The sequence below is a fragment of the Mesorhizobium newzealandense genome, from assembly GCF_042682145.1.
Classification (GTDB): domain Bacteria; phylum Pseudomonadota; class Alphaproteobacteria; order Rhizobiales; family Rhizobiaceae; genus Mesorhizobium; species Mesorhizobium newzealandense.
This window is the reverse complement of sequence record NZ_JBHUGZ010000030.1, coordinates 544331-566440: the sequence shown is the minus strand read 5'-3', so window position 1 is coordinate 566440 and position 22110 is coordinate 544331. Positions and strand designations below refer to the sequence as shown.

Here is a 22110-nt window from a genome sequence, read left to right as displayed (position 1 = left end):
GCAAGTGCCAAAAATCAGCAAGCGCGTTGTCGATGCCGCAGCTCCTACAGATCGCCGGTTCTATGTCTGGGATGACCAGATCAAAGGCTTCGGCCTCCTTGTGCTGCCGACCGGGGTCAAGAGCTACATCTTCCAGTATCGAACCCCTGAGGCCCGCGAGCGCCGGGCCACGATCGGCAAGCATGGATCATTGACGGCTGAGGAGGCCAGGGACAAAGCCGACGAGATGCGCGGCGCCGTTAAGGCTGGGCGAGATCCACTCGATGAAAAGCAACAGCGGCGGAAGGCCGCGACGGTCAATGACGTCCTCGATATCTATCTCGAATCGGAGGCATTCAAAGCCAAGGCCGTTGGAACACGCGCTACCGACAAGGGCAGGATCAACAGGCATCTAAAGCCGCTGCTCGGCAAACTCCATGTAGACGCTTTGCGCCCTGGTGATCTCTCAAAGGCCTACGCCTCAATCCGCGACGGCAAGACCGCTATCCGGGAGAAGATGGGAAAGCGTGGTTTGGCGAGGGTCAGGGGCGGCGAAGGCGCCGCAAGGAAATCGCTCCGGCTCCTTCGCAGCACCTTTGCCTGGGCCGTGACCGAAAAGCTTATCGGCAGCAACCCCGCAAAAGACTTCAAGACCAGCGTCGATGGAGTCCGGGAGGTCATCCTTGATGATGCCGCCGCCTATGGACGCCTATTCAAGACGCTCGACGTCATGGACGCGGAGAAGCGTGTCCGTCAGCCTGTAGCCGACGCCATCAGGGTCATTGCCTTGACGGGCGCTCGTCGTGGCGAAGTGGCAGGTTTGAAATGGACGCACGTAAATCTCAAAACCGGAATGTTGACGCTGCCGCCGGCCTCCCACAAGACGGGTGGCAAGACAGGGAAGCCGCGGATCATCGGCTTGCCGACCGCAGCGCAGGCTCTGATTGCTCGACAGCCGGCCGGCGATCCTGACGACTTCGTTTTTTCACCCGCGAAAGGTGAAGGGCCTGTGGTCTTGTCCAAGATATGGAACAAGGTTCGCGTCGAGGCGAAACTGCCCGATCGCATCGGCCTGCACGGCTTGCGTCATTCCCTCGCCTCGCACATGGCTATGGCTGGCGCTCAGGCCAGCGAGATCATGACCGCGCTCGGCCATCGCGACTTAGCTACCTCGCAAAAATACGTGCATTGGGCTGAAGACGCTCGGCAGGCCATTGCCGAGAAAGGCGCGTCGGTCGCATTGGCAGGGCTCGCCTCGTCCAAGGGCGAACCGAAGGCCGATGTTGTGCCGCTGAAAGGCGGTGCGCTATGAAACGAGATGACGATGGGTGGAAGGTTTCCGGCCAGAATTTGCAGAAGTATTGGCTTACTGTGATGGCCAATTTTGTCGGTGACGCTCCTGCCCAAATAAAGGCGCTGGAGCGCTCCCTTGCCGAAGACGCTCCATTCCTAAATTGCGTCATTCAAGCGCACAGAGGAAATAACGGGCCAATTATAGAGATCCTTCGGTCGGATTACGAAATTACGCCGGATGATCGCCAAGCGTTGGCGTTCTATCTTCAAGGCGGGTTTGCTGGACCCAAAAAGCGCCGGGGTCGGCCAAAAGGAGCCGAGAACGAGGCGGCAACGATTGCAACTAAGTTTTACAGGGAATGGAAAGACCTCAATCGCCGGCTCGGTATTCGCGACCATGGAAAATCAGATCAGATGAAAGATGAGGCAGCACGTTTCGTCGCTGATGAATACGTGTCTCGCCTCCAGGCCAATACGGACACCACGCGCGAAAATATGGAACGTGGGAAAAACCGCCAGAATTAGCTCGGAATTCTGGCCATAACTTTAAGGCCCTAAAGCTGGAATTCCTTCCCTTCGCAAGCAACCACAAGCGAAGGAGACGGAAATGCAACCAGACGCTTACCGGGATCGCCGCGAAGCAGCGGCCTATCTCACGGCCAAGGGTCTTCGGACCAGTTGGCGCACTCTGCAAAAATTGGCCTGCATCGGCGGCGGTCCTCAGTACCGCATCTATGGCCGACTTGCGGTCTACACTGATCAAGATCTCGACATCTACGCAGATGGCAAGCTCTCGGCGCCGCGTTTCAGCACGTCGGAGGCCGCATGATGACCCCCGAGCGCGAAATTGAATTGATTTTGGCGGCGGCGACCTGGCTGGCCGAAACGCCGAAAAATCTTCGCCCAAGACCTGCGGTTGTCGAACTTCGCGAGCGCTTCGGGCTCCGGGCAGCGGACGCGATTGTCGCTGTGCGGATGGTGACCGAGAGGCAGTACTGGGGAGGCGCGAATGACAACGGCGCCTCCTAAAGTCAAAAGCCCAGCCGCGGCAAGCGGCCAGGCCTTTGGACAGTGGTCGACGGGCGGGGGCTCTAATCGACGGTATCAAGATACCGCAGAACACCCCGACCAGCAAGCGGTGCCGGCTCCCGTCCTTTCGTCCGTCCGCATGGCTCGCGGCCATCTCATGAACGCCGTGTTTCGTTTGGACGACGAGGGCTATTCCTGCCGCCTGCTCAACAGCCTCAACGATGGAACCGCCACGCTGCTCGCAGAATGGCATGGCCGGCGCCGTCCAAGCATCGAGGAAGTTCCCGACTACTTCGTCCAAGCCGCAATCGAATGGCGCGCGTTGCGAGATCGGAGGCGGGCATGATCGACATCGATGACGTGTTCGCCGGCAAAGCCGATCTGCGCCGAGAGGGCAAGCAGCACGACTGGCGCGCAGGCACATTTACAGCCGCTGCGTTGCAGCAGATGCGCTTTCCCGAAGCGAAATACGCCGTCCCCGGCTTGATCCCCGAGGGCCTGACGATCCTCGCCGGTCGTCCGAAGCTTGGCAAGTCGTGGATGGCATTCGAGATCGCCGCAGCCATCTCTGCCAATAGGATATGTCTGGGCAGCTATGAGCCTGAGCAGGGAGATGTCCTCTACGCGGCGATGGAAGACAATCCGCGCCGCCTTCAGCGCCGTCTCGACAAGATCTTGCCGGCGCTCAATGGCGCCTGGCCCGATCGCCTGACGCTTACGACATCGTGGCGCCGGCTAGATAAGGGCGGCGTAGACGACATCGCAGAGTGGGCGCGCAATGCTGGCAATCCCCGGCTTGTCATCCTCGACACCCTGGCCGGCGTAAAGCCTATCAGGACGCAGCAGGGCTATGAACTCGACTATGCGGCTCTCGAAGGGTTGCACCGCCTAGCCAACGATATCGGCATGGCCATCGTGGTTTTGCACCACACGCGCAAGATGGAAGCGGAGGATCCGCTCGACACGGTTTCCGGGACGCTAGGTCTGGCCGGCTGCGCGGACACCATCATGGTGATCGCCAGGAACTCCCAAGGCACGACGCTCTATATTCGCGGTCGCGATGTCGAGGAAGCCGAACACGCCCTAACTTTCGACAAGGCAAGTTGCCGCTGGGCGATCGTCGGCGCCGCTGCCGAAGTTCACCGCTCTGAACAGCGTGGCGCTATCCTGGCGGCGCTGGAAAGCTCGGATGAGCCGATGGGCCCCCAGGACATCGCCGCAGCCACCAGGCAGCCGGTGACCAATATCAAGTTCCTCCTGCATAAGATGATGGAGGCCGGTGAAGTCGAGAAGGAAGCCCGTGGCCGCTATCTTCACCCGCGCAAACGCAAACCCCAGACCCCCGCTAACCTAGCTAACTCACTAACTTTGGACCGCGAAGGCCCGGAAACCAAGGACATCAACACCAAAGTTAGCGAGGTAGCGAGGTTAGCACCCCTCGCAGAACAGCCTGAGTTCGGAGGTCTGTCATGACGGCGGCGGACAATGACAACCGGCGCCCTATCGTTCGCACGGTTCCGTGTCGGCGGCTTGCAGGTGCGTTCGAGGTTCAACAATTCGAGCAGGGAGGATGGCGCGCAAAGGCCGTCTTTCCATCGCGGGGTGATGCCGTCGCCGCTGCGAAGAAACTGATCGAGACCGCTATCCTGGCACATATGGAAGCGACTGATCATGACGGAGCTTTTCCGGCATGAGCCCCGCCGCAACCTATCTCATGATGCTCGTTTCCGTTGCCGTCATAGGCGCCCTCATTCTCGGGGCGCTGCCATGACGACGGCGCGCTCGACGGTCTCCCGGCAAAAGGCAAAGGCCGGTTTGGTCTGTTTGCGCACATGGCACGACGAAGCCCATGTATCGGCGTTGCTCGTCGGCGCGGGCTTCCTCCCTGCACATCTGGCCGACGACAAAGAGGCGATAGCCAGGGCGCTCGAAGCGTACATCGCCGCTGGCGAGGCCGCGCTGTTCGACGTCTGAAGCCCCTGCGCAACACGTTGCGTCACGCGTTTGCGATACGTGCGAATCTCAAGGCGACTGATTTGAAGGAGACGAAAATGCGCGGTTCAATCCACGTCGCCAACGCCGACATCGACAAGGGCATGGATTTCGCCCGTGTTGCCCGTGTCATGGCTTACTACAAAGATGCCGGCGAACTGGAATATGCCGACGCGCCGCCCCGTATCCTCGACGCCATCAAGGCCATGAAATCCGCCGTTGTCGGCGGCAGCATCGGCAACGGCACCTGGGGCTCCGAATTGGCGCCCTATCGGGTCGTCTCCGACGCCTTCATGGAAAGCTTGAGGAACGTCGGCTGTTTCTTCCGCATCCTCGACGCGATGCTGAAGGTGCCGCTTCGCAGCCAGCTTGTGGCCTTCACTGCGAATGCGAGCGGCTATGTCGTCGGCGAAGGCAGCGCCAAGCGCATGACGCGCATGTCCTTTGAGAACGAATACGTGGATGCCTTCCGAGCAACCGCTTTCGTTGTCGTTTCGAACGAATTGCTGAAGCTCGGAGCGCTCGCGGACCCGATCATTTCTCAGGAATTGCGCGGCGCCGTTTCCTATACGGCCGACCAGCAGTTCCTCACGATCCTCGATGCCGGCGCAAATACGTCTGTCAGCATTGGCAGCACGGTCGACGCGGTTCAGCAGGATCTGAAGGTCGCACTCGCTGCCACCGACCTTGGCGCGATGTCCAAGCTGTTTTTCATTGCGCATCCAGACCGCGTGAAACTACTCGCCACGATGACCATCGACGGCGGCTACGCCTTTGCCGACATCAATCCTGTGAGCGGCGGTTTGCTGCTGAAGACGCCTCTGCTTCCCTGCGATGCCTGCGCATCCGACGCCTTCTATGTGGTCGACGCAAGCGGCATCGCCGGCAATGCCGACGTTATCCAGGTCGACAATTTCCGGCACGCCTCGATTCAATTGGACGACAGTCCCGATTCACCCGCTACGGCGAACACGACGCTGATCAATCTGTTTCAGCGCGGCCTCACGGCCATTCAGGCAAGCACGTATGCCGGCGCGAAAGTCGTTCGTGCAAACAGCGTCTACAAGCTGACCGGGGTCGATTGGGGCAGCGCGAATAGCCCGTGAGGATAAGCTGATGGAACGCGCTTACGCCGTCATTTCCGTCAAGTCCTTTGACCCGAAGAAGCGTACATTCTCGGGCTGGGCTACGACTCCGGCTGTTGACAGGGTTGGAGATATAATTTCCCCGCTCGGCGTGAAGTACGCGCCAGATTTGCCGTTGCTGCTTCACCACGACGCGCGTCTCCCGGTGGGCCGCGCCAGGTTCAACAAACCGACGAAAGCAGGCATCAAGTTCGATGCCGATATCCCGAAGATTGACGAGCCAGGCGTGCTTCAAGACCGGACCCAAGAGGCTTGGCAATCCGTCGAAAGCGGCGTCATCCGGGCTGTTTCCATCGGCTTCCGGGCACTGGAAGATGGTGTCGAGCGCCTTCCGTCTGGCGGGCTGCACTATAAGTCGATTGAAGTGATGGAATTAAGCCTTTGCGCAATTCCGGCAAACCACGAAGCGACGATTGAAAACGTCAAGCGCTTCGAATTCGGCGGCAGCAAAGATATGGCCGTCATCACCAATGAGCCGGTCCTCGATCTACGCGCTGCCGCGCTTGCCAAGGTGGATGGCGAACTTACCCGGCTTCAGCGCCAGATTGCCGACAAGCAGGCACAGGTAAAGGCCGACACATCGAAGCACGCGCTCGACCAGGACGAAGGCATGCAGCGCCGCCTCAACGCGCAGATATCCACGCTTTCCCAAACCGTCGAGAAGCTGCACGAGAAGCGCTTTGCCGTCGAGATCGGCGAGGCCGAGAAGCCTAAGCCGGCAATTGCTCATCAATCGGCACGTGAGGTAGGCGCCTCCAAGGAATATCTGGCCGCCGAGGTTGCCGCGATGAAGGCGCTCGGCATGTCCCATGAAGCGAGGAACGTACCCTTCACGCTCGGCGAGCATGCAATTTTCTTCGTAGAGATCACGCAGGCCTTCAATCGTGTCCGCGAGCGTATCGAGGCCATCGAAGCGACCGGCCGGCAGGACGCCTACAAAGGGGTCTACCAGCGCGCGCTGCCATACGGCAAAGGCGCAATGGTCACGCACGACGGTTCGCTCTGGGCTGCCCTGCAAGACGTGCAGGAAGGCACGTTGCCAGGCACCAACCCGACATCGTGGCAACTCGCCGCGAAAGGCACAACCAATCCTCCGAAACTTGGAAAGGCACACACACGAGTTGGCGGCATATCTCACGAAACGCAAGGCAGAGCTTGCGCAGTGGAAGACCGACAGCATCGAGGAGTTCAAGCGCTTCGCTCTGGACCCGAAGGCGCACGGCTCCGTGTATCTGAGGAAAAAGCAGCGACAACTCGCCGACCGGTCCCCGGAGATTTGTTGTCATAAACGGTAACAAAAAAAGTTTTCGATGACACAGAAACCTCGCCACAATTCACCGGACGAACAGCGGCTTCACATTGCCCGCAACGTCATCCTGTCAGGCATCGAAATGGCCTTTCTGGTCAGCGGCTCCGGCATGGCAGCGCTGGCGGAGACTGAGGCCGCAATGAGTGCCTTCCTGGCCGCGCACAATCCCCAGTTTGCCGCAGAGATCGGCCGCATCAAGACCGAAGGGAGTGCCTGATCGTGGTTGCAACAGTCGGTTCAATTTCGATCGATTTGTCGACAAATTCGCAGAAGTTCGCGGACGGGTTTCGCAAGAGCGCGGCGACTGTCGAGACGCAAAGCCAGCGCATGTCCAAGAGCCGAGACGCAAAGCCAGCGCATGTCCAAGAGCATTGCGGCGATAGAAAAACACACCGCACTGGCGGCAGGCACGCTGAAGACGTTCGTCGGTGGTCTCGCGGCCGGTGTCGGTCTAACGGCGCTGGCTTCTCTTGGCGGCGCCTTCGACAAACTGAAGGAGACCATTTCCGAATATGACGAGATAGCCACCAACGCCAAGCAGACCGGACTTAAGCCAGAGACTTATCAGGCGCTTGGTTTCGCGGCCAAGCAAGCCAACGTTGAGCAGGAGAGCTTCAATTCAGCGCTGACAATCTTTGCCAAGAATGCCGGGCTGGCAGAGCATGGAACAGGCGCATTGTACGCCGGCCTGAAGAATTTAAACCCGCAACTGCTACAGAACATCATCAACGCCAAGGACCAGGAGGAACGTCTTAAGCTCGTCGCCGATGCGATGGCTCAGACCACCGATGCCACCCAGAAGGCTGCGCTTGCCGCGGTGGTGTTTGGCAAGGGCGGCGTCGAGATGGCGCGATTCCTCGATCAAGGCCGTGCCTCGATCGACGCGATGAAAAAGTCGGCTCGGGATCTGGGCATTATCATTCCTGACGATTTGCTTCAGCGTGCCGGCGAACTCGATGACAAGCTCGATGTCCTCGCCAAGGTTACCCACGTCCAACTGGGAGAAGCGCTGATCAATCTGGCGCCCTTGCTGGTCGACGCCGCTGCCGGCTTTGCGAACCTTTCGAAAGAGATCAACAACGGTTCCGCCGCGGTTGATAAGTTCATAAACGATCCTAGCTGGGCGAGCTTCAATGAACTTCTGGTTGCCTTGGGTAGCGCGCCGATCCGTGAAGGCAGCGTCTTGGACAGACTGGCCAAAGGCAATCTGGTGGCTCCTGGCTCGGCAGATGTTAGCGAGTTGACCAAGGGCATCGACTTCCTGGAGCAAAAGCTGGCCGAACTGAAGGCTCAGGCCGAGCAGGGCGCGAATGTGAAAGTCGAGATCGATGACGCTACCTCCAGCCTCAATGATCTTAAAGCCAGATTGCTCGAAGTTCAGGGCGTTGGCGTGTCGGCGGCGAATGAAATCAGCGCCGGCTTTGCCGAGGCCTTCCGAGCCGCCGAGAATGCCTCGATGGAAGCGCTGGCGTCGATGCGCGGAACGACAACGGGCGCCCTTCCAAATGTCACCCGGTATGGCGGCGATCCGAACAGCATCACCTTGCCCGGCAAGGGTGCCCCGGTAGTTCAGAACAATGCCAACAGCTCCGGCGTCAACGTCACGAAATACAGCAGCGAGACCGCCGACAATACCAGCACGACCGCCGACAACGTTTCCAAGCTCGACCGCAACACCAAGGGCTATCTCCGCGATCTTAGCAACGACATGGGCCAGTATTCGCAGCAGCAAGTTCAGCAAGAGCAGATAACTATCAGCAAGTTGAGCGATGTCGTCAGGGGGAATATCGGCGGCCTGTCCAGCTCTATCCTGGCGGCGCTCGTTGCCGGTGGCGGCCCTGGAAAAGCTGGCGGCATCGGTCCAGGTGCCTATGCATTCGGCGATGCCTTCGACCCGAGCATTGGCAGTTACATTTCCAGCTGGGGCGTTGGTTCGGTCGAGCGGCCTAGTCTTCAATTCCCGAGCACGGCGAGTGACGGCAGCAGCAACACCGACGTTTCAGTCGCTCAACCGGGCAATTCGTTCACTCTGAATTACCATGCCGCTGCCGGCGAAAGCACCGATACGGCAAAACAGCGGGCTCGCGAAATGTATGACGAACTGATCAACGCAGCAGCGAGCGCTTAGAAAGGATCTCTGAAAATGTTGCTGTGGACAGGTCAGATGTTTGGGAATGCTGCGCCGCCGCCCGCGACATGGTCCCCACTGTCACTCGGTGCCGCTTTGCTTGGATGGTACAAAGCCGACGAGATAACGGGATCTGATACCGATCCTCAGTCAGGCTTTGTGGATGCATCGGGCAACGGCAACGATATGACCCAGGGGACAAGTGGGTCTCGCCCCACGCTGGCCGCTGCCAACCTCAATGGCAAGAACGTCGTTCGGTTCAACGCTCCGGTTGCCAATCAATATTTCGACGTGCCGAACATCTTCAACGGCAAATCGGCCGGCTCGATTTACATGGTGATTAAAAAGAACGCCGATCCGTCTGGCTCTGGCGGAGCGAACGCCGACCAATACTCTGGCATTCACCGCTTTGGCTCAGTGACCGGCACCGGCTCCAGTGGGCACATGACGTACACAGACGGGAATATCTATTCCGAGTTTGGAACGACCGTCAGAAAGTCAGCCGGCAACCCGACGCCCTCCCTGGCCTCATGGCGGATCATCAGCATCCACAGCGTGGCATCTGATTATGGCATCTTCATCGATGGTGGTGTCTACACAGCAGGCGTTGCCGCGCCGTTCTTCTCGACGGGGACCAATACTGTAGGGTTCGATTCATCTCCTAAATTCGGTCGTTCCGTCAGAGACCCCGCAGGAACTCCGGTGTTCAAATACATGGAAGGATGGGCCGCTGAAATTCTCTTGATCGACGGCAAACTCTCTACCGCCAATCAGCAGAATGTCGAAGGTTATCTGGCCGCGACTGCTAGATGGGCGCTTCAGGGCAATCTCGACGCGGCTCATCCCTACAAGTCCAGCCCGCCACCGGCCTGACCTCCGGGGGGCCGAAACGACAAATCGCCCCAATAAGCAGCGACCGCTCGCGGATCAAAAAAAGGCACAAAAGCAGATTAAAATCCTAGAATGTCCAATCTGGCTAAGCCAAGTGTTTGTTATAACATAACAATATGCCGATATAGGCCTTGAAATCGGGCCTGTTTTCGGCCTTTTTGGCCCAGAATCGCGAGTTTTGCGCGTCCTGACAAAAAACCTCGGAGTTTCGCGGAAACTAGCGTTGCGCTGGGCGAGCGGTAGCCGAGATAAGTCGGCAAATTTGCCGGGATACCCCCCCGGCTTGACGATTCTGCGATTTGAGAACATCGTAGGCGCACCGGTCGGCAGCGTAAACTGTCGACCGGCACTTGCCACCGGAAGCCTTGCAGGGCCTCGAAGTGACCGACACCAGTTTTATCATTCCGATCACGATTCGCTAGGCGTTGCCTGGCTTCCTCACCAAACAATGGAGAGGAAGTTTCTATGTCTCATGCACTCACACGACGCGCCGCACTAGGCGCAATAGCCTCGCTACCGGCCATAGGAGGCGCTGTAGCGGCTTCGACAGCCGCCGCGGCTGTAAACCCCGTCCCTTCCGAAAATCCACGCCTGATTGAACTTGGCGATAGCCTTCATGCCTTGGAAGCCGCCTGCCTCATGGCGAGGGATAAGGTCTATGCGATCGAAGCCGAGTGGGGTCCGCGCTGGCCGAAGACGCCTACGGCCCTGCTCGGGGAGGGCGACGAGATAGACCGCGACTTCCAAGGCTATGCTATCAACGAGCCCGGCAAGCCGCTGCGGCATCAGAAGTACGCACTACCGCGCGACATCGACTGGCGCGTCGACAATGCCCGCCGCATTGTGCGAGGCCGCACCATCGATAAGCGCAATATCCATGGCGGCGGCCGCGCCGAATGGGAGCAGGAACTTGCAGAGGTTCGCCGGCTGCTCCCAATTGCCAAACGCCACGAAACCCGCCGCGCGCGAGCCATGAAGCAATCCGGCTATAAGGCGGCGAAGACCGCTCGCGAAATCGCGATGCGCAATCTCGGCGATCTGGTGAGCGAAGCTGTGGCCTTGCCGGCAACGGGCATGGCTGGCGTCATGGTCAAGGCGCAGGCGCTGGCCGCATGGGGTCGCTACGCGGATGCGCTCTGGAATATGTCCTATCCCGGCGCGCTGACGTGGGGCTCTGACTTTGCGGGCTCGTTCCTCCGCACGGCGACGGAAGGCGGTGCAGCATGAATACCGCGACCGCCGAAAAGCCAACGTTCAAGGAACGCTTCAACGACCTTGAACCTCTTGTCTGCGACGCCGACGACATGCTTGGCGTCATGGCCCACATGCTGGAGCTATCATTTCGCTGACTTCAACGAAGGCGCGAACGTCGTCTTGACCAGTGAAGAAGCCCAGCGCTTGCTCTATATCGGCTACAAGGCCGCCGAGCTTTCCCTAAAGCTGCGCAAGGCTTACTACGCGACGGACGGCGGCGGGGGCGAGCCATGAGTGCGGCCGCGCTGATTTGTCGCCGCTTTCGTGATGGGCTTCCTGATCGGCGATCGGCGCGGCGTCAAGCAGGCAAACGCCATCCTAGACCACAACAACCGGGCGCTGCTTGACGCCATGCGGGAAGACCGGAGCGGCTTTCCATCGGATGATGCTGGGGACGAGACGGCGCTGCCGACGCGGCATTAACCGGAAACTGGTTGACGACATTGGCCCGGCGGCTCGCTTCCGGGCCTTTTTCATTCTGACATGGTGCTGACACGGCAACAGACCGGCGAAAACTCGTTTTTCGGTAAGCCGAAAAGCTTAGTGATTTCTGGTAGTTATTGGCGATCCCGACAGGATTCGAACCTGTGACCATCGGCTTAGAAGGCCGGTGCTCTATCCAGCTGAGCTACGGGACCGCTGGCCGGCCGCTGGGCCGGCTGGATATTTGGCGCTGGCCGCCGGTCAATGCGTCCAGGGCGTCCGGCGGTCATAGCGGAAATTCTCCGCATAGGAAATCTGGCGACGCTTCGTCTCTTTCGGCTCCTCGACGCGGTAGGCCAGCGCTTCCTTTTCGGCGTAGGCCACCGCCTCTTCCCTGGTGTCGAAGGTGAGCCTGATCTGGCTCCTCATGTCTCCCGACGTCGTGTAACCCATCAGGGGATCGATCTTCTTGCGCATCTCGGGATCGAATTCGAGCACCCAGTGGCCGGTCTTGGCCTTGCCGGACTGCATCGCGGTTTTGGCTGGGCTGAAAATGCGCGCGGACATGGCCACCTCGTTATTGTGCAAGGCAGCATCGCCACCCTTCGCCCGTCATTACTGCGCAATGCGCACGGCGGCAAGGTTTTTGCACTTGCCATGCAACACTGAAATGAATAGGCAACAGACCGTTCGGAGTGTAGCGCAGCCTGGTAGCGCATCTGGTTTGGGACCAGAGGGTCGGGAGTTCGAATCTCTCCACTCCGACCATCCTCTCATATTCCACGAGATCTAAGCGTTTGTGCCCGCGACGAGAGCGGCAACCACGGCCGTCGCATCTGTCATCCCCTTGATCGTCTTCGTTTGGTCGGAGAATGCAATCCAGCCCTCGTTGAAGCCGTCGAGCATGCGCAGGCGGGGCTGCGGGTTCTTCATGCCTTGCGAACGGAAAAGCGTTTCCCAGGTTTCGCGCGGCACCGGCACGGCGCGCACCGGCCTGCCAAGTATTGTGGCGAAGGCTGCGGCAAGGTCGTCAGGCGATACACGGGTCGGGCCTTCCAGTTCGACAATGCGCGTGCCGGTCCAGTCCTGCTGGATGAGTTCCGCCGCCGCTCGCCCGACATCCTCGGCGGCAACCATCGGCAGCGCCCTGTCCGTCGGCAACAGGAAGCTTTGGATCAAGCCCGTTTCGCGTGCCGACGTTACGTCCCAGGCGGCATTGTCGAGGAACCAGGCGGGCCGCAGGAAGGTGAGTGTCAAGGGGAGTGCGCTCAGCGCGGCCTCCATCATCGTGCGCTGTGACAGCAGATTGTCCTGAACCGCATCGGCGCCGATGGTCGACAGGCAGACGACTCGGGCGGGTCTTGCGGTTTCCAACGCCGCTACGACGCTGTCGATCACCGCTTGCGCTTCGGGATAGCCGGGCTCGGGATCGAACACCGGCGGCGGCAGGATGAATACGGCCTTTGCGCCAGTGAAGGCTTCGGTCAGCGCTTCGGCATCCTCCATGGCAGCGACCGCGACTTCACAACCGAGTGCAGCCCATTGCGGGCCCTTTGTGGCGTCACGCACAACAGCGCGGACTGGCTGGCCAGCGGCAAGCAAGCTACGCGCCAACGCGCCACCAACTTTGCCGGTAATGCCGGTGATTGCATACATGATCCGTCTCCATTCATCTCTCGGGGCCACGCCTCTACGGCGTGCGATGCTGGATCTCTAGCCCGGCACTCACTGTTGCGGTGAGTGCCATTAAGTCATAGTATTGTTGATCTAAAATCATCGGATAGCAAAATGACGTTTGATGGACGCGTGATCTCCAATGTCGGCGTGCTGGCCGCGATTGCCGAAGGCGGCAGCTTTGCCCGGGCGGCGGACGCGCTCGGCCTGTCGCGATCAGGCGTCAGCCGCGCTCTCTCGCGCCTCGAGGCCCGCGTTGGCGTGCGCTTGCTCGACCGGACGACACGAGCGGTGTCGCTGACCGACGAGGGCCGCCGGCTTTACGCCGAGGTCGCACCGCTGCTGACAGGGATCGAAGATGCGGTAACCGTCACCTTCGGCACGTCTGTCGCCGTGCGCGGCCGGCTGCGCGTCAACGTCGATGCCTTCTTCTCGCGCCAGTTGTTCACGCCGCATATCCGTGAATTCCTGTCGCTCTATCCCGACCTATCGCTCGAACTGGTCGCGCGGGACCAGTTGGGAGACCTGGTGGGCGAAGGATTTGACATCGCCATCCGCTTCGGGACACCGCCTGTGTCTTCCCTGGTGGCGAGGAAGCTCGTCGAGACGCGCACGGTAACGGTTGCGGCGCCGACCTATCTGAAGGCGCATGGGTGTCCGGTCGCTCCCTCCGACCTCGTGGATCATGCCTGCATCCAGGTTCGGGATTCGCTGACCGGTTAGCCGATCGAGGAGTGGCGGTTTCGACGCGCCGACGAGGTTGTCGACATCAAGACCACCGGCCGTCTCATGGTCACCGAGTTTGGCACCATGCTCGGCGCCTGCCTCGACGGCGTCGGCATCGCCAGGATCAAGGCAATCGGCGTGCAGCACCTCATCCGGCAGGGTGTGCTGGTCGAAGTCCTGCCGGACTGGCATGGCGAGAGCTTTCCGCTCTATGCGCTCTACCCATCGCGCCATCTGCCGCCGGCCAAGGTGCGCGCCTTCATCGACTTTGTGCAATCGCATCTGGGTTGAACGACGCCCGGTCTGACGTCAGCCCGCTGACGCACCGTTTTGGCCAATCCGGCCTAGATCTCGAACTCGCCCTGCCCCTCGTCCATGGCGCTGACGGTTTCGGCCGCCAGTGCCCGCGTGATCGGCGTCTTGCGCTCGAGCGCGGTGCGGTCCAGCCGCTCCACCACGCGCATCGCTGTCGCCAGCGAGCGCTCGATGCGGCGGACCAGATACTGCACGACATGCGGCTCGACCTCGATCTGGCGATCGGCGAACAACTTGGTGATGACGCCGGCGAGCAAGTGATCGTCGGGCTCATGGATCTCGACCGTCGCCGCCGCTTTCAGCCGTGAGGCGAGATCCGGCAGCCTGATACCCCAGGCCGACGGGAAGCGCCGCGCTGTCAGGAGCAGTGTCGATCCGGCACCACGCACCGCATTGATCAGGTGGAACAGGCCTTGCTCGTCGACCGCCCCGGTATCGACATCGTCGATCAGCGCCGGCCGGGCACCGAGACTGGCGATGCTGTCGCCGATGCGGCTGGCGTCGACCGCCACCGCGTTGGCGCGCGCACGCCAGATCCAGGCGAGATGCGTCTTGCCCGAACCCGCGGGACCGGCCAGCACCACCACCGGCGAAGGCCAGTCCGGCCAGCGATCAACCAAGGCCACTGCCTGGTTGTTGGTGCCGGAGACGACGAGGTCGTCACGCGAATAGCCGGTGCCATGGCCGAGATCGAGCGGCAACTGACGCGGCGGGTCGGTTTTCTGGTCACTCATGCGGGCTCAGCCCTGCTGGCCGGCAAGACACCTGGTCGCCGGCCGGATCATGGCTTGATGGCCTTGCGCCGATCGGCCGGGAGCTCCGGCGCGGTTCCATGGCCCCTGTAGAGCGGCGATTCGAGATAGCGGGCTATGGCAAACCGCACCAGCACTGCAACTGCCGCCGAAGCCGGCACGGCAATCAGCAGGCCGACGAAGCCGAACAGCGCACCGAAGGCAAACAGCGAGAACATCAGCCATACCGGATGCAGTCCGACGCTCTTGCCGACCAGCCGCGGCTGCAGGATGTTGCCTTCGATGAACTGGCCGATGAAGAACACCACCGCAACGGCGACGATCATGGTCCAGTCCGGCCAGAACTGGACGAAGGCAACGCCGACGGCCAGCACCAGCCCGGTCAGCGAGCCAACATAGGGGATGAAGGAGATCAGCCCGGCGAACAGGCCGATGAGGATGCCGAAATTCAGCCCGGTCAGCGTCAGCCCGGTGGCATATATTGCGCCAAGAATCAGGCACAGCGTGCCCTGGCCGCGCACGAAGCCGGCGGTGGCGGTGTTGATGTCCTTGGCGATGCCGCGCACCGTCGCCACATGGTCGCGCGGTACCCAGCTGTCGATGACCGCGACCATGCGGTCCCAGTCGAGCAGCATGTAGAAAGCGACGACCGGCGTCACCACGAACAGGCTGACAACCGAGACCAGCGCCACTCCAGAACTCCAGATCGAGGTAAAGACCGTGGTGAGCAGGCCAAAGCCGGAGGTCAGCAGAGAGTTCAGCCCATCGCGCAAACTATTGGCGTTGACGCCGAATTTCTGTTCCAGCCATTTCGGGTCAAACGACGTGATCAGACTCTGCAGCCGGGTCAGATATTCCGGCAATTTGCCGGCGAAATCGGCCATCTGCGTCGCCAGCACGGGAATGAGGATGACGAAGGCCAGCACCAGCACGATGAGGAAGGTGATGAGGATGACCACCGTCGCCATGATGCGGGACAGGCCGAGCCGCTGCAGCCGGTCGGCGACCGGATCGAGGAAATAGGCAAGCACCATGCCTGCAACGAAGGGCAGCAGGATGTTGCTGAAGACATAGAGGAAAAGCGCGAGCACCGCGGCACCGGCCAGCCAGAAGAAGATCTGCCGGCGGAAGGCGGAGGACGCAGCAAGATCGGCAGCCGCAGCCTCGATCACTGCCGCTTCTCTCTCAACTGCCGCTTCTCTCTCAGATGTCCGGATTGGAGCTTTCGCCATAGCCGCTCATATGCCTCAGCCAAGCCACGAGATAGGCCGCGGCCGAAGCCACGGTCAAGACCCCGGACAGCAATATGAGGGCTGGCCGCATCGGGTCGAGGTGAACGGCAATGGCAAGTTCGCCCAGCACAACCGCCGCCAGCACGATCTGGATCGCGGTGTTGGCCTTCGACACGAGAAGCGGCTTCATCTCGACCGGATGGGCCATGACGGAGGACAACAGCACCGCGCAGACGATCAGCGCGTCGCGCGACACCATGGTGACGACCAGCCACAGCGGCAATTGACCGATGAAGCCCATCACGACGAAGACCGAAACCAGCAGCAGCTTGTCGGCCATCGGGTCGAGATAGGCGCCGAGCTCGGACTGCTGGTTGAAACGGCGGGCGATGAAGCCGTCGACGCCATCGGAAATGCCGGCAATGAGGAACCCGGCAAAGGCCCAGTCCCAGCGCGCCTGCAGCATCGCCAGCACCACCGCTGGCACCAGAACAAGGCGCAGGATGGTGATCAGGTTGGGGATGGTCAAATGCGTGCCTGTCGGGTTCGCTTGCTGATAGATGATGGCGACGCCGGGTGGGTGCAAGGGAGAAGCCGCCACACATAGCAAAGGTAGCTGGACGGCGAGGCACCGCGACCTAGGCTCACATTGAGATATTCTCTGGTTAGGCTGCAGACGCCTCAAGGACGGAAATGGGTCCTCGGGTCTGGATCACTCGCTCAAGGCGTAGCCCAGCGGCGTCGAACAAGCTTGCATATTGGGCCTGCGTCCTCTCCAGGCCACCAGTGACGGCGAGCATGACCACGTCGATACCCTTGATCTGGTTCGGTTCGTCACCTGGCGGCACGAGGGTCTCGGCCACAAGCACCTTTCCGTTCGGCAACATTGCCTTGCGGCAATTTCGCAGGATCTCCGCGGCACGCCCATCATCCCAATCGTGAACGACCTTCTTTATGACGTAGACGTCACCGGTGGGAACGCTTTCAAAGAAATCACCTGCGATAAATTCGGTGCGCGGCAGGTCGCCTCCGGTACCCTGGCGTGCTGCCGCGACGCCCGAAGGCAGATCGAAAAGCACGCCGCTCAAATGGGGGTTGCGGGCCAGGATCGCCGAGAGAAGCTGACCATGTCCGCCGCCAACGTCGACGATCCTTGTGAACGGCCTGAAGTCACAAGCTTCGGCAACGGCCTCGTTACTGCCTTGGCTCAAGGCGACCATGGCACGCTGAAACAAGGCAGCCTGCTCCGAGTGTTCCGACAGCCAGTCAAACCTTGGGCTCCCAAACACCTTGTCGAAAGCTGGCTTTCCGGTGCGGACAGAATGCAGGAGCTGCTCGAAGGCAAGATAGGCCTCACTGTTGATCATGCGGACGAAGTCACGGGGACCCGGCTGATCGGAGCGCAGCACGGCGCCAACCTCCGTCAACTCGAAATGACGGGGCAGTATTTCCCTGAAGACGCCTTCCGGTGCGAGAAGTCGCATTACACGATAAAGCGCGTCAGCATCCGACTGAGTGGCAGCCGCTAGTTCATCCACCGACTGCTCGCTGACAGCCAGGAGATCGGGGATGCCGAGTTCGATAATTACGCGCAACGCCTGTGACACGGCGAATCCAAAGCCTAGCCTCATGATCTGTTGCGACGGATTGAGCATGGCCTGCCCCCGATGCCTGATGCGAAGCAACAGAGCACCAACAACAGCCAGACACAAGGATGCAAAGGGGTGAAGGCGCAGACGCAGGTACGGGGTTTTGCCTCCGATAAAAAGCAAGGACAGGGGGATTTCACTCAAGGGGCGCTACCGCTGCCGAAAAACCCGTTCTCCACGCTTTTTATCGGGGCAAAACTTCGGCATCCCACCGTCATCCTTGCGGGGCGAAGCCGTTCATGCGAAGAGCCCGCAAACGAAACAACGATGAGCAAGCGCCAGAAATGAGCAAGCGCAAGAACGGGCTCACCTATGCCGAGGCCGGCGTCGATATCGATGCCGGCAATCTCATGGTCGAGAAGATCAAGCCGCTGGTGCGTGCCACACGCCGGCCGGGTGCCGATGGCGAGATCGGCGGCTTCGGCGGCCTGTTCGACCTCAAGGCGGCCGGCTTCACCGATCCGGTGCTCGTGGCTGCCAATGACGGCGTCGGCACCAAGCTGAAGATCGCCATCGATGCCGGCAAGCACGACACGATCGGCATCGATCTCGTCGCCATGTGCGTCAACGACATCGTCGTACAAGGGGCGGAACCGCTGTTCTTCCTCGACTATTTCGCCACCGGCAAGCTCGATCCCGACCAGGGTGCCGCGATCGTCGGCGGCATTGCCGAGGGCTGCCGGCAGGCGGGCTGCGCGCTGATCGGCGGCGAGACGGCCGAAATGCCCGGCATGTACCACGGCAACGACTACGACCTCGCCGGCTTTGCGGTGGGCGCGGCCGAACGCGGGCAACTGTTGCCCACCGACGACATCGTCGAAGGCGATGTGCTGCTGGGCCTCGCTTCCTCCGGCCTGCATTCGAACGGATTTTCGCTGGTGCGCCGCATCGTCGCCACCAGCGGCCTGGCATGGAGCGATCCGGCGCCGTTCAACGACGAGGCCCCTCTGGCCGAGGCGCTGCTCGAGCCGACCCGCATCTACGTCAAGTCGATCCTCAAGGCCATACGCGGCACGCATGGCATCAAGGCGCTCGCCCACATCACCGGCGGCGGCTTCCCGGAAAACATTCCGCGCGTGCTGCCCAAGGACTTTTCGGCCGAACTCGACCTCGAGGCGATCGACGTCCCGGCGGTGTTCTCGTGGCTGGCCAAGACCGGCGGCGTTGCGCCGGAGGAGATGATGCGCACCTTCAATTGCGGCATCGGCATGATTTTGGCGGTCGCTTCGGGCCAAGCGGCGCAGGTCGCCGCCGTGCTGCAGGAAGCCGGCGAGACGGTGACGCCGATCGGCCGCATCGTGCCGCGCCGCGATGCCGGCGTCATCTATCGGGGCTCGATCGGCCTATGAGCGCGCAGAGGAAACGCACCGTTGTCCTGATCTCGGGGCGCGGCTCCAACATGACAGCGCTGATCGCGGCCGCCAGCGACCCGGCCTTCCCGGCCGAAATCGTCGGCGTCATTTCCGACAAGGCCGACGCCGCCGGCCTCGGCATCGCCAAGGCGCGCGGCATCGCCACACAGGTCATCTCCCGCGCCGACCACGGCAGCAAGCAGGCGCATGACGCGGCGATCGACGCCGCGCTTGCGGCACTCAATGCCGAGATCGTCGCGCTGGCCGGCTACATGCGCATCCTCACCCCAAGCTTCGTCCAGAAATGGCAGGGCCGCATGATCAACATCCACCCTGCCCTGCTACCGGCGTTCAAGGGGCTCGACACCCATGCGCGCGCACTGGCCGCCGGTATGCGCATCCATGGCTGCACGGTGCATTTCGTCACCTCCGAGATGGATGATGGCCCGATCATCGCGCAGGCGGCCGTGCCGGTGATGGTCGGCGACAATGCGGATGCGCTGGCTGCCCGTGTGCTGAAGGCCGAGCATCGGCTCTATCCGCTGGCGCTGGGGCTGGTCGCCGAAGGCAAGGCGCGCATGGAGACCGGACGCACAGTGCTTGCCCACTTTGCCGACGATGCCGACAACGGCACCTCGCTGGTGATGGCGCCCGACCCGCTGCGCGAGGAAGCCGACCTCGAGCAGTTGGCGCGCATAACCCCCTGAGCCCAGACATGTGGTGATGAAACAGCTTCTCCTGCTTCGCCACGCAAAATCGAGCTGGGACGACCCTGACCTCGGTGACTTCGACCGGCCGCTCGCCGGGCGCGGATTGCAGGCCGCCAAGTCGATGGGGCGCGAGCTTGTGGCGCGCGACTGGCTGCCGGACCTGGCGCTGGTGTCGGCGGCGCTGCGAACCCGCGATACGTGGCGGCTGGTGGCGGCGGAGTTGCCCGCGCAGCCCCGGGTCGCGTTCACTGACGCGCTCTATGATGCTTCAGCGGCCGATATTCTGAGCCAGATCCATCAGGCCGACGCTTCGAGCGGCAGCTTGCTGGTAGTCGGCCACAATCCGGGTCTGGAAGATCTGGCCAAACAGCTTGCCGGATCAGGCTCAGAGGCCAAGGCGCGCAAGCGGCTCGAGGAAAAATACCCGACTGCAGCCCTTGCGCGCTTCATCTTCGAAGGAGATTGGTCCGGCCTGTCCTCCGCCCGCCTGACACATTGTCTGCGGCCGAAAGATCTGGGCTAGGGTGCGAAGGCAGATGTGACGGCGGCCCGCCGCGCACCTGCTCGAGACATCAGTTGCCCCAGATACCCTGACCGGGTTCGGGCCAACTGGTTGTGGTCTTCATCTTGGCATCCGCAGCCTTGTGCTCAGCCATATCCATGATCTTGACCGAGCCGGTGACGGCATGATCGACGCTGGCAACCGGCGCAACTGGTTGATTGGCATTGTCTGAGCCATAGTGATCGCTGCCGGCAAAAGCGCTGCCCGTGGCAACGAGGATGATGGCGGCGGCAAGAGCAATCCTGTTCATTTTCAAGTCTCCTGGTTCTTTCCGTTGGGCGGTGTCTTGGGAGGACGGTTCCGCTGAGGACAAGACTTCAGGCAGTCCGGTTTTATTCCTGGGCGCTGAACTTTTTTGCCGACTGCGAAGATGGCAGGCCCGGCCCTCGCCGCAGCTGGTGCCTATCCCTGTTGCGCAAAAAACAAGAGCGGCGGGGCAAGCCCACCGCTCTTTGTCGTCGTTCAGGATTTGAACGAATTAGCGGCCCCAGATGCCACGGCCAGACGGAGCCGGCACGTTGGCATTGGCGTCAGCCTGCGCCTTTTCGGACTTCAGGATCGAGCCGGTGTGCGTGGTGTCGATGTTGGAAACCGACTGGCTGGCAACCGGCTGGTTGACATCGTTGGAGCCATAGTGGTCGCTGCCGGCAAAAGCGGTGCCCGTGGCGACGAGGATGGCGGCGGCGGTAAGAGCGATCTTGGTCATTTTATTTACTCCAGTATTCTTTGTCCTGTCCGTCTAGTGGCGTGCCCTTGGGAGGAATTTCGCGTCGCTCGGACCACCCCGAAATGGGTTTGCCCTGTCGCGGATACCAATCACGAAGATGTTCCGCCGCAACCCGATTCCAGGCCTTGAAATTTCGCACAGGGCCTGGGCGGTCAGAATTTTATTTATCAAAATCAGATTGTTAGCATAAATCACCCACCGCATGACGCGGCCATTCACTGAGCCGGCGTTCACCACTGCTGCACGGTCCGTCAACGGAAAACGAACCGATCGGTTCGATTTTCGGATTCGGGAGACCGACCACGTCTTTTCAGAGGCCACAATCCGCGAGGGAGCAGATCGGCGCCTCGCCTGGTTCGCGCGGGGCGACTGCCCCGGCCTGCCCTGCTGACGCATTGTCCGCCGAGGCGCCGGCCGGCGCCTATCCCTGTGCGCAAAAACAAGAGCGGCGGGCCAGGCCCACCGCTCTTTGTTGTCGTCCAGGATTTGAACGAATTAGCGGCCCCAGATGCCCTGGCCGGATTCCGGCTGGTCCGAATTGGGCGTCAGCTTGAAGCCGTGGTACTCGACCGGCTTGCGGATCGAAGCCGTGAAGCTGTGGTCGATTTTGCCAGCGGGCACGGCCACGGCCGGCTGGTTGACATTGTCGGAACCATAGTGGTCGCTGCTGGCAAAAGCAGTGCCCGTAGCAACGAGGATGGCGGCGGCGGTAAGAGCGATCTTGGTCATTTTCTTTAATCCAATAGTTCTTGGTTCAGTCCGTCTAGTGGCGTGCCCTTGGGAGGAATTTCGCGTCGCCCGGACCACACCGAAATGGGTTTTTCGTTCGCCGACTTCCAATCACGAAGATGTTCCAGCGCGCTCCGAATCCAGACCTTGAAACGGGGCCAGCAGCTGAAGCGATCAAAATTTTCTTCTGTAATATCAGATAGTTATCAGATTTACTCGGCAAATTGTACGGTCGCTCG

29 protein-coding genes, 2 tRNA genes and 1 pseudogene are annotated in these 22110 nt (G+C 61.0%); 22 read left to right on the top strand and 10 right to left on the bottom strand.

What is annotated here, in order from left to right; all coding sequences use genetic code 11:
- Positions 1–4 precede the first annotated feature (4 nt).
- From ACFSOZ_RS36820 to ACFSOZ_RS36745, 16 genes are all read left to right on the top strand, one after another.
- Positions 5–1291, top strand: a complete 1287-nt coding sequence (locus tag ACFSOZ_RS36820; RefSeq protein WP_379106457.1) for a tyrosine-type recombinase/integrase — start codon at positions 5–7, stop codon at positions 1289–1291.
- A complete protein-coding gene (locus ACFSOZ_RS36815) occupies positions 1288–1797 on the top strand; it encodes a hypothetical protein (RefSeq protein ID WP_379106455.1) in 510 nt (169 codons plus the stop codon). Before ACFSOZ_RS36820 ends, ACFSOZ_RS36815 begins: the two co-directional genes overlap by 4 nt.
- Before the next feature lie 82 nt (positions 1798–1879).
- A complete protein-coding gene (locus tag ACFSOZ_RS36810) occupies positions 1880–2101 on the top strand; it encodes a DNA-binding protein (protein ID WP_379106452.1) in 222 nt (73 codons plus the stop codon).
- On the top strand, positions 2098–2301 hold the full coding sequence (locus ACFSOZ_RS36805; protein ID WP_379106450.1) for a hypothetical protein: 204 nt from the start codon (positions 2098–2100) through the stop codon (positions 2299–2301). Before ACFSOZ_RS36810 ends, ACFSOZ_RS36805 begins: the two co-directional genes overlap by 4 nt.
- On the top strand, positions 2282–2647 hold the full coding sequence (locus ACFSOZ_RS36800; protein ID WP_379106448.1) for a hypothetical protein: 366 nt from the start codon (positions 2282–2284) through the stop codon (positions 2645–2647). The genes ACFSOZ_RS36805 and ACFSOZ_RS36800 overlap by 20 nt, the downstream gene beginning before the upstream one ends.
- Complete coding sequence (locus tag ACFSOZ_RS36795) at positions 2644–3774, top strand: AAA family ATPase (protein WP_379106446.1); 1131 nt, start codon at positions 2644–2646, stop codon at positions 3772–3774. Before ACFSOZ_RS36800 ends, ACFSOZ_RS36795 begins: the two co-directional genes overlap by 4 nt.
- Positions 3771–3995, top strand: a complete 225-nt coding sequence (locus ACFSOZ_RS36790) for a hypothetical protein (protein ID WP_379106444.1) — start codon at positions 3771–3773, stop codon at positions 3993–3995. The genes ACFSOZ_RS36795 and ACFSOZ_RS36790 overlap by 4 nt, the downstream gene beginning before the upstream one ends.
- Positions 3996–4068: 73 nt before the next feature.
- Positions 4069–4275 (top strand): hypothetical protein, encoded by a 207-nt coding sequence (locus tag ACFSOZ_RS36785; RefSeq protein ID WP_379106442.1) that lies wholly within the window; start codon positions 4069–4071, stop codon positions 4273–4275.
- Positions 4276–4352: 77 nt separating this feature from the next.
- On the top strand, positions 4353–5399 hold the full coding sequence (locus ACFSOZ_RS36780; protein ID WP_379106440.1) for a phage major capsid protein: 1047 nt from the start codon (positions 4353–4355) through the stop codon (positions 5397–5399).
- 10 nt (positions 5400–5409) lie between these two features.
- On the top strand, positions 5410–6726 hold the full coding sequence (locus ACFSOZ_RS36775; protein WP_379106438.1) for an HK97 family phage prohead protease: 1317 nt from the start codon (positions 5410–5412) through the stop codon (positions 6724–6726).
- A 22-nt stretch (positions 6727–6748) separates the two neighbouring features.
- Positions 6749–6964: a hypothetical protein gene (locus ACFSOZ_RS36770; protein ID WP_379106437.1), complete on the top strand. Its 216-nt coding sequence runs from the start codon at positions 6749–6751 to the stop codon at positions 6962–6964.
- A 141-nt stretch (positions 6965–7105) separates the two neighbouring features.
- On the top strand, positions 7106–8875 hold the full coding sequence (locus ACFSOZ_RS36765; RefSeq protein WP_379106435.1) for a hypothetical protein: 1770 nt from the start codon (positions 7106–7108) through the stop codon (positions 8873–8875).
- A gap of 15 nt (positions 8876–8890) precedes the next feature.
- Complete coding sequence (locus ACFSOZ_RS36760; protein WP_379106433.1) at positions 8891–9748, top strand: hypothetical protein; 858 nt, start codon at positions 8891–8893, stop codon at positions 9746–9748.
- 639 nt (positions 9749–10387) lie between these two features.
- Positions 10388–10993 (top strand): hypothetical protein, encoded by a 606-nt coding sequence (locus ACFSOZ_RS36755; protein ID WP_379106431.1) that lies wholly within the window; start codon positions 10388–10390, stop codon positions 10991–10993.
- Positions 10990–11115: a hypothetical protein gene (locus ACFSOZ_RS36750; protein ID WP_379106429.1), complete on the top strand. Its 126-nt coding sequence runs from the start codon at positions 10990–10992 to the stop codon at positions 11113–11115. The genes ACFSOZ_RS36755 and ACFSOZ_RS36750 overlap by 4 nt, the downstream gene beginning before the upstream one ends.
- A gap of 169 nt (positions 11116–11284) precedes the next feature.
- The gene (locus ACFSOZ_RS36745; protein ID WP_379106428.1) at positions 11285–11443 is read left to right on the top strand and encodes a hypothetical protein; all 159 of its coding nucleotides are present in this window, start codon (positions 11285–11287) and stop codon (positions 11441–11443) included.
- Between the two features lie 138 nt (positions 11444–11581).
- Here the strand turns inward: ACFSOZ_RS36745 and ACFSOZ_RS36740 are convergent.
- Together ACFSOZ_RS36740 and ACFSOZ_RS36735 are read right to left on the bottom strand one after the other, a co-directional pair.
- A tRNA-Arg gene (locus ACFSOZ_RS36740) sits at positions 11582–11658 on the bottom strand.
- A gap of 46 nt (positions 11659–11704) precedes the next feature.
- Entirely contained in the window at positions 11705–12010 is a 306-nt protein-coding gene (locus ACFSOZ_RS36735; RefSeq protein ID WP_109662967.1) for an ETC complex I subunit, read from the bottom strand.
- A gap of 124 nt (positions 12011–12134) precedes the next feature.
- Between ACFSOZ_RS36735 and ACFSOZ_RS36730 the strand changes: the two genes are divergently transcribed.
- Positions 12135–12211, top strand: a tRNA-Pro gene (locus ACFSOZ_RS36730).
- Between the two features lie 21 nt (positions 12212–12232).
- On the opposite strand, the gene ACFSOZ_RS36725 is transcribed toward ACFSOZ_RS36730, so the two are convergent.
- Complete coding sequence (locus tag ACFSOZ_RS36725; RefSeq protein ID WP_379106426.1) at positions 12233–13099, bottom strand: NAD(P)H-binding protein; 867 nt, start codon at positions 13097–13099, stop codon at positions 12233–12235.
- Positions 13100–13231: 132 nt separating this feature from the next.
- On the opposite strand from ACFSOZ_RS36725, the pseudogene ACFSOZ_RS36720 reads away from it, so the two are divergent.
- Positions 13232–14134 (top strand): annotated as a pseudogene (locus ACFSOZ_RS36720) (LysR family transcriptional regulator).
- Positions 14135–14187: 53 nt separating this feature from the next.
- On the opposite strand, the gene hdaA reads toward ACFSOZ_RS36720, so the two are convergent.
- From hdaA to ACFSOZ_RS36700, 4 genes are all read right to left on the bottom strand, one after another.
- Positions 14188–14892, bottom strand: a complete 705-nt coding sequence (gene hdaA / locus ACFSOZ_RS36715; protein ID WP_379106424.1) for a DnaA regulatory inactivator HdaA — start codon at positions 14890–14892, stop codon at positions 14188–14190.
- 47 nt (positions 14893–14939) lie between these two features.
- Positions 14940–16142, bottom strand: coding sequence for an AI-2E family transporter (locus ACFSOZ_RS36710; protein ID WP_379106422.1), 1203 nt, complete (start codon positions 16140–16142; stop codon positions 14940–14942).
- Positions 16114–16671 carry a CDP-alcohol phosphatidyltransferase family protein gene (locus ACFSOZ_RS36705; RefSeq protein WP_379106643.1) on the bottom strand — a complete coding sequence of 186 codons (558 nt, stop codon included), beginning with the start codon at positions 16669–16671 and terminating at the stop codon, positions 16114–16116. Before ACFSOZ_RS36705 ends, ACFSOZ_RS36710 begins: the two co-directional genes overlap by 29 nt.
- Positions 16672–16807: 136 nt before the next feature.
- Positions 16808–17797, bottom strand: a complete 990-nt coding sequence (locus tag ACFSOZ_RS36700) for a methyltransferase (RefSeq protein ID WP_379106420.1) — start codon at positions 17795–17797, stop codon at positions 16808–16810.
- A 12-nt stretch (positions 17798–17809) separates the two neighbouring features.
- Here ACFSOZ_RS36700 and ACFSOZ_RS36695 point away from each other — a divergent pair, with 12 nt between their 5' ends.
- Genes ACFSOZ_RS36695 through ACFSOZ_RS36680 form a run of 4 tightly spaced genes read left to right on the top strand, consistent with a single transcriptional unit; the run spans position 17810 to position 20376 of the window.
- On the top strand, positions 17810–18079 hold the full coding sequence (locus ACFSOZ_RS36695) for a hypothetical protein (RefSeq protein ID WP_379106418.1): 270 nt from the start codon (positions 17810–17812) through the stop codon (positions 18077–18079).
- Positions 18076–19140 carry a phosphoribosylformylglycinamidine cyclo-ligase gene (gene purM, locus ACFSOZ_RS36690; RefSeq protein WP_379106416.1) on the top strand — a complete coding sequence of 355 codons (1065 nt, stop codon included), beginning with the start codon at positions 18076–18078 and terminating at the stop codon, positions 19138–19140. The genes ACFSOZ_RS36695 and purM overlap by 4 nt, the downstream gene beginning before the upstream one ends.
- Positions 19137–19850 (top strand): phosphoribosylglycinamide formyltransferase, encoded by a 714-nt coding sequence (gene purN / locus ACFSOZ_RS36685; RefSeq protein WP_379106414.1) that lies wholly within the window; start codon positions 19137–19139, stop codon positions 19848–19850. The genes purM and purN overlap by 4 nt, the downstream gene beginning before the upstream one ends.
- A gap of 16 nt (positions 19851–19866) precedes the next feature.
- Positions 19867–20376 (top strand): SixA phosphatase family protein, encoded by a 510-nt coding sequence (locus tag ACFSOZ_RS36680; RefSeq protein ID WP_379106412.1) that lies wholly within the window; start codon positions 19867–19869, stop codon positions 20374–20376.
- A gap of 49 nt (positions 20377–20425) precedes the next feature.
- On the opposite strand, the gene ACFSOZ_RS36675 is transcribed toward ACFSOZ_RS36680, so the two are convergent.
- The 3 genes from ACFSOZ_RS36675 to ACFSOZ_RS36665 all read right to left on the bottom strand — a co-directional run bounded on the left by ACFSOZ_RS36675 (position 20426) and on the right by ACFSOZ_RS36665 (position 21871).
- The gene (locus ACFSOZ_RS36675) at positions 20426–20665 is read right to left on the bottom strand and encodes a DUF680 domain-containing protein (protein ID WP_379106410.1); all 240 of its coding nucleotides are present in this window, start codon (positions 20663–20665) and stop codon (positions 20426–20428) included.
- A 228-nt stretch (positions 20666–20893) separates the two neighbouring features.
- Positions 20894–21121 carry a DUF680 domain-containing protein gene (locus ACFSOZ_RS36670; RefSeq protein ID WP_379106408.1) on the bottom strand — a complete coding sequence of 76 codons (228 nt, stop codon included), beginning with the start codon at positions 21119–21121 and terminating at the stop codon, positions 20894–20896.
- A 516-nt stretch (positions 21122–21637) separates the two neighbouring features.
- On the bottom strand, positions 21638–21871 hold the full coding sequence (locus tag ACFSOZ_RS36665; protein ID WP_379106406.1) for a DUF680 domain-containing protein: 234 nt from the start codon (positions 21869–21871) through the stop codon (positions 21638–21640).
- Positions 21872–22110 lie beyond the last annotated feature (239 nt).

Coding starts and splice junctions, on each gene's coding strand:
- ACFSOZ_RS36815 (WP_379106455.1), top strand. CDS start 1,288: ATGAAACGAGATGACGATGGGTGGAAGGTTTCCGGCCAGAATTTGCAG.
- ACFSOZ_RS36810 (WP_379106452.1), top strand. CDS start 1,880: ATGCAACCAGACGCTTACCGGGATCGCCGCGAAGCAGCGGCCTATCTC.
- ACFSOZ_RS36805 (WP_379106450.1), top strand. CDS start 2,098: ATGATGACCCCCGAGCGCGAAATTGAATTGATTTTGGCGGCGGCGACC.
- ACFSOZ_RS36800 (WP_379106448.1), top strand. CDS start 2,282: ATGACAACGGCGCCTCCTAAAGTCAAAAGCCCAGCCGCGGCAAGCGGC.
- ACFSOZ_RS36795 (WP_379106446.1), top strand. CDS start 2,644: ATGATCGACATCGATGACGTGTTCGCCGGCAAAGCCGATCTGCGCCGA.
- ACFSOZ_RS36790 (WP_379106444.1), top strand. CDS start 3,771: ATGACGGCGGCGGACAATGACAACCGGCGCCCTATCGTTCGCACGGTT.
- ACFSOZ_RS36785 (WP_379106442.1), top strand. CDS start 4,069: ATGACGACGGCGCGCTCGACGGTCTCCCGGCAAAAGGCAAAGGCCGGT.
- ACFSOZ_RS36780 (WP_379106440.1), top strand. CDS start 4,353: ATGCGCGGTTCAATCCACGTCGCCAACGCCGACATCGACAAGGGCATG.
- ACFSOZ_RS36775 (WP_379106438.1), top strand. CDS start 5,410: ATGGAACGCGCTTACGCCGTCATTTCCGTCAAGTCCTTTGACCCGAAG.
- ACFSOZ_RS36770 (WP_379106437.1), top strand. CDS start 6,749: ATGACACAGAAACCTCGCCACAATTCACCGGACGAACAGCGGCTTCAC.
- ACFSOZ_RS36765 (WP_379106435.1), top strand. CDS start 7,106: ATGTCCAAGAGCATTGCGGCGATAGAAAAACACACCGCACTGGCGGCA.
- ACFSOZ_RS36760 (WP_379106433.1), top strand. CDS start 8,891: ATGTTGCTGTGGACAGGTCAGATGTTTGGGAATGCTGCGCCGCCGCCC.
- ACFSOZ_RS36750 (WP_379106429.1), top strand. CDS start 10,990: ATGAATACCGCGACCGCCGAAAAGCCAACGTTCAAGGAACGCTTCAAC.
- ACFSOZ_RS36735 (WP_109662967.1), bottom strand. CDS start 12,010: ATGTCCGCGCGCATTTTCAGCCCAGCCAAAACCGCGATGCAGTCCGGC.
- ACFSOZ_RS36725 (WP_379106426.1), bottom strand. CDS start 13,099: ATGTATGCAATCACCGGCATTACCGGCAAAGTTGGTGGCGCGTTGGCG.
- hdaA (WP_379106424.1), bottom strand. CDS start 14,892: ATGAGTGACCAGAAAACCGACCCGCCGCGTCAGTTGCCGCTCGATCTC.
- ACFSOZ_RS36710 (WP_379106422.1), bottom strand. CDS start 16,142: ATGGCGAAAGCTCCAATCCGGACATCTGAGAGAGAAGCGGCAGTTGAG.
- ACFSOZ_RS36700 (WP_379106420.1), bottom strand. CDS start 17,797: ATGCTCAATCCGTCGCAACAGATCATGAGGCTAGGCTTTGGATTCGCC.
- ACFSOZ_RS36695 (WP_379106418.1), top strand. CDS start 17,810: ATGCCTGATGCGAAGCAACAGAGCACCAACAACAGCCAGACACAAGGA.
- purM (WP_379106416.1), top strand. CDS start 18,076: ATGAGCAAGCGCAAGAACGGGCTCACCTATGCCGAGGCCGGCGTCGAT.
- purN (WP_379106414.1), top strand. CDS start 19,137: ATGAGCGCGCAGAGGAAACGCACCGTTGTCCTGATCTCGGGGCGCGGC.
- ACFSOZ_RS36680 (WP_379106412.1), top strand. CDS start 19,867: ATGAAACAGCTTCTCCTGCTTCGCCACGCAAAATCGAGCTGGGACGAC.
- ACFSOZ_RS36675 (WP_379106410.1), bottom strand. CDS start 20,665: ATGAACAGGATTGCTCTTGCCGCCGCCATCATCCTCGTTGCCACGGGC.
- ACFSOZ_RS36670 (WP_379106408.1), bottom strand. CDS start 21,121: ATGACCAAGATCGCTCTTACCGCCGCCGCCATCCTCGTCGCCACGGGC.
- ACFSOZ_RS36665 (WP_379106406.1), bottom strand. CDS start 21,871: ATGACCAAGATCGCTCTTACCGCCGCCGCCATCCTCGTTGCTACGGGC.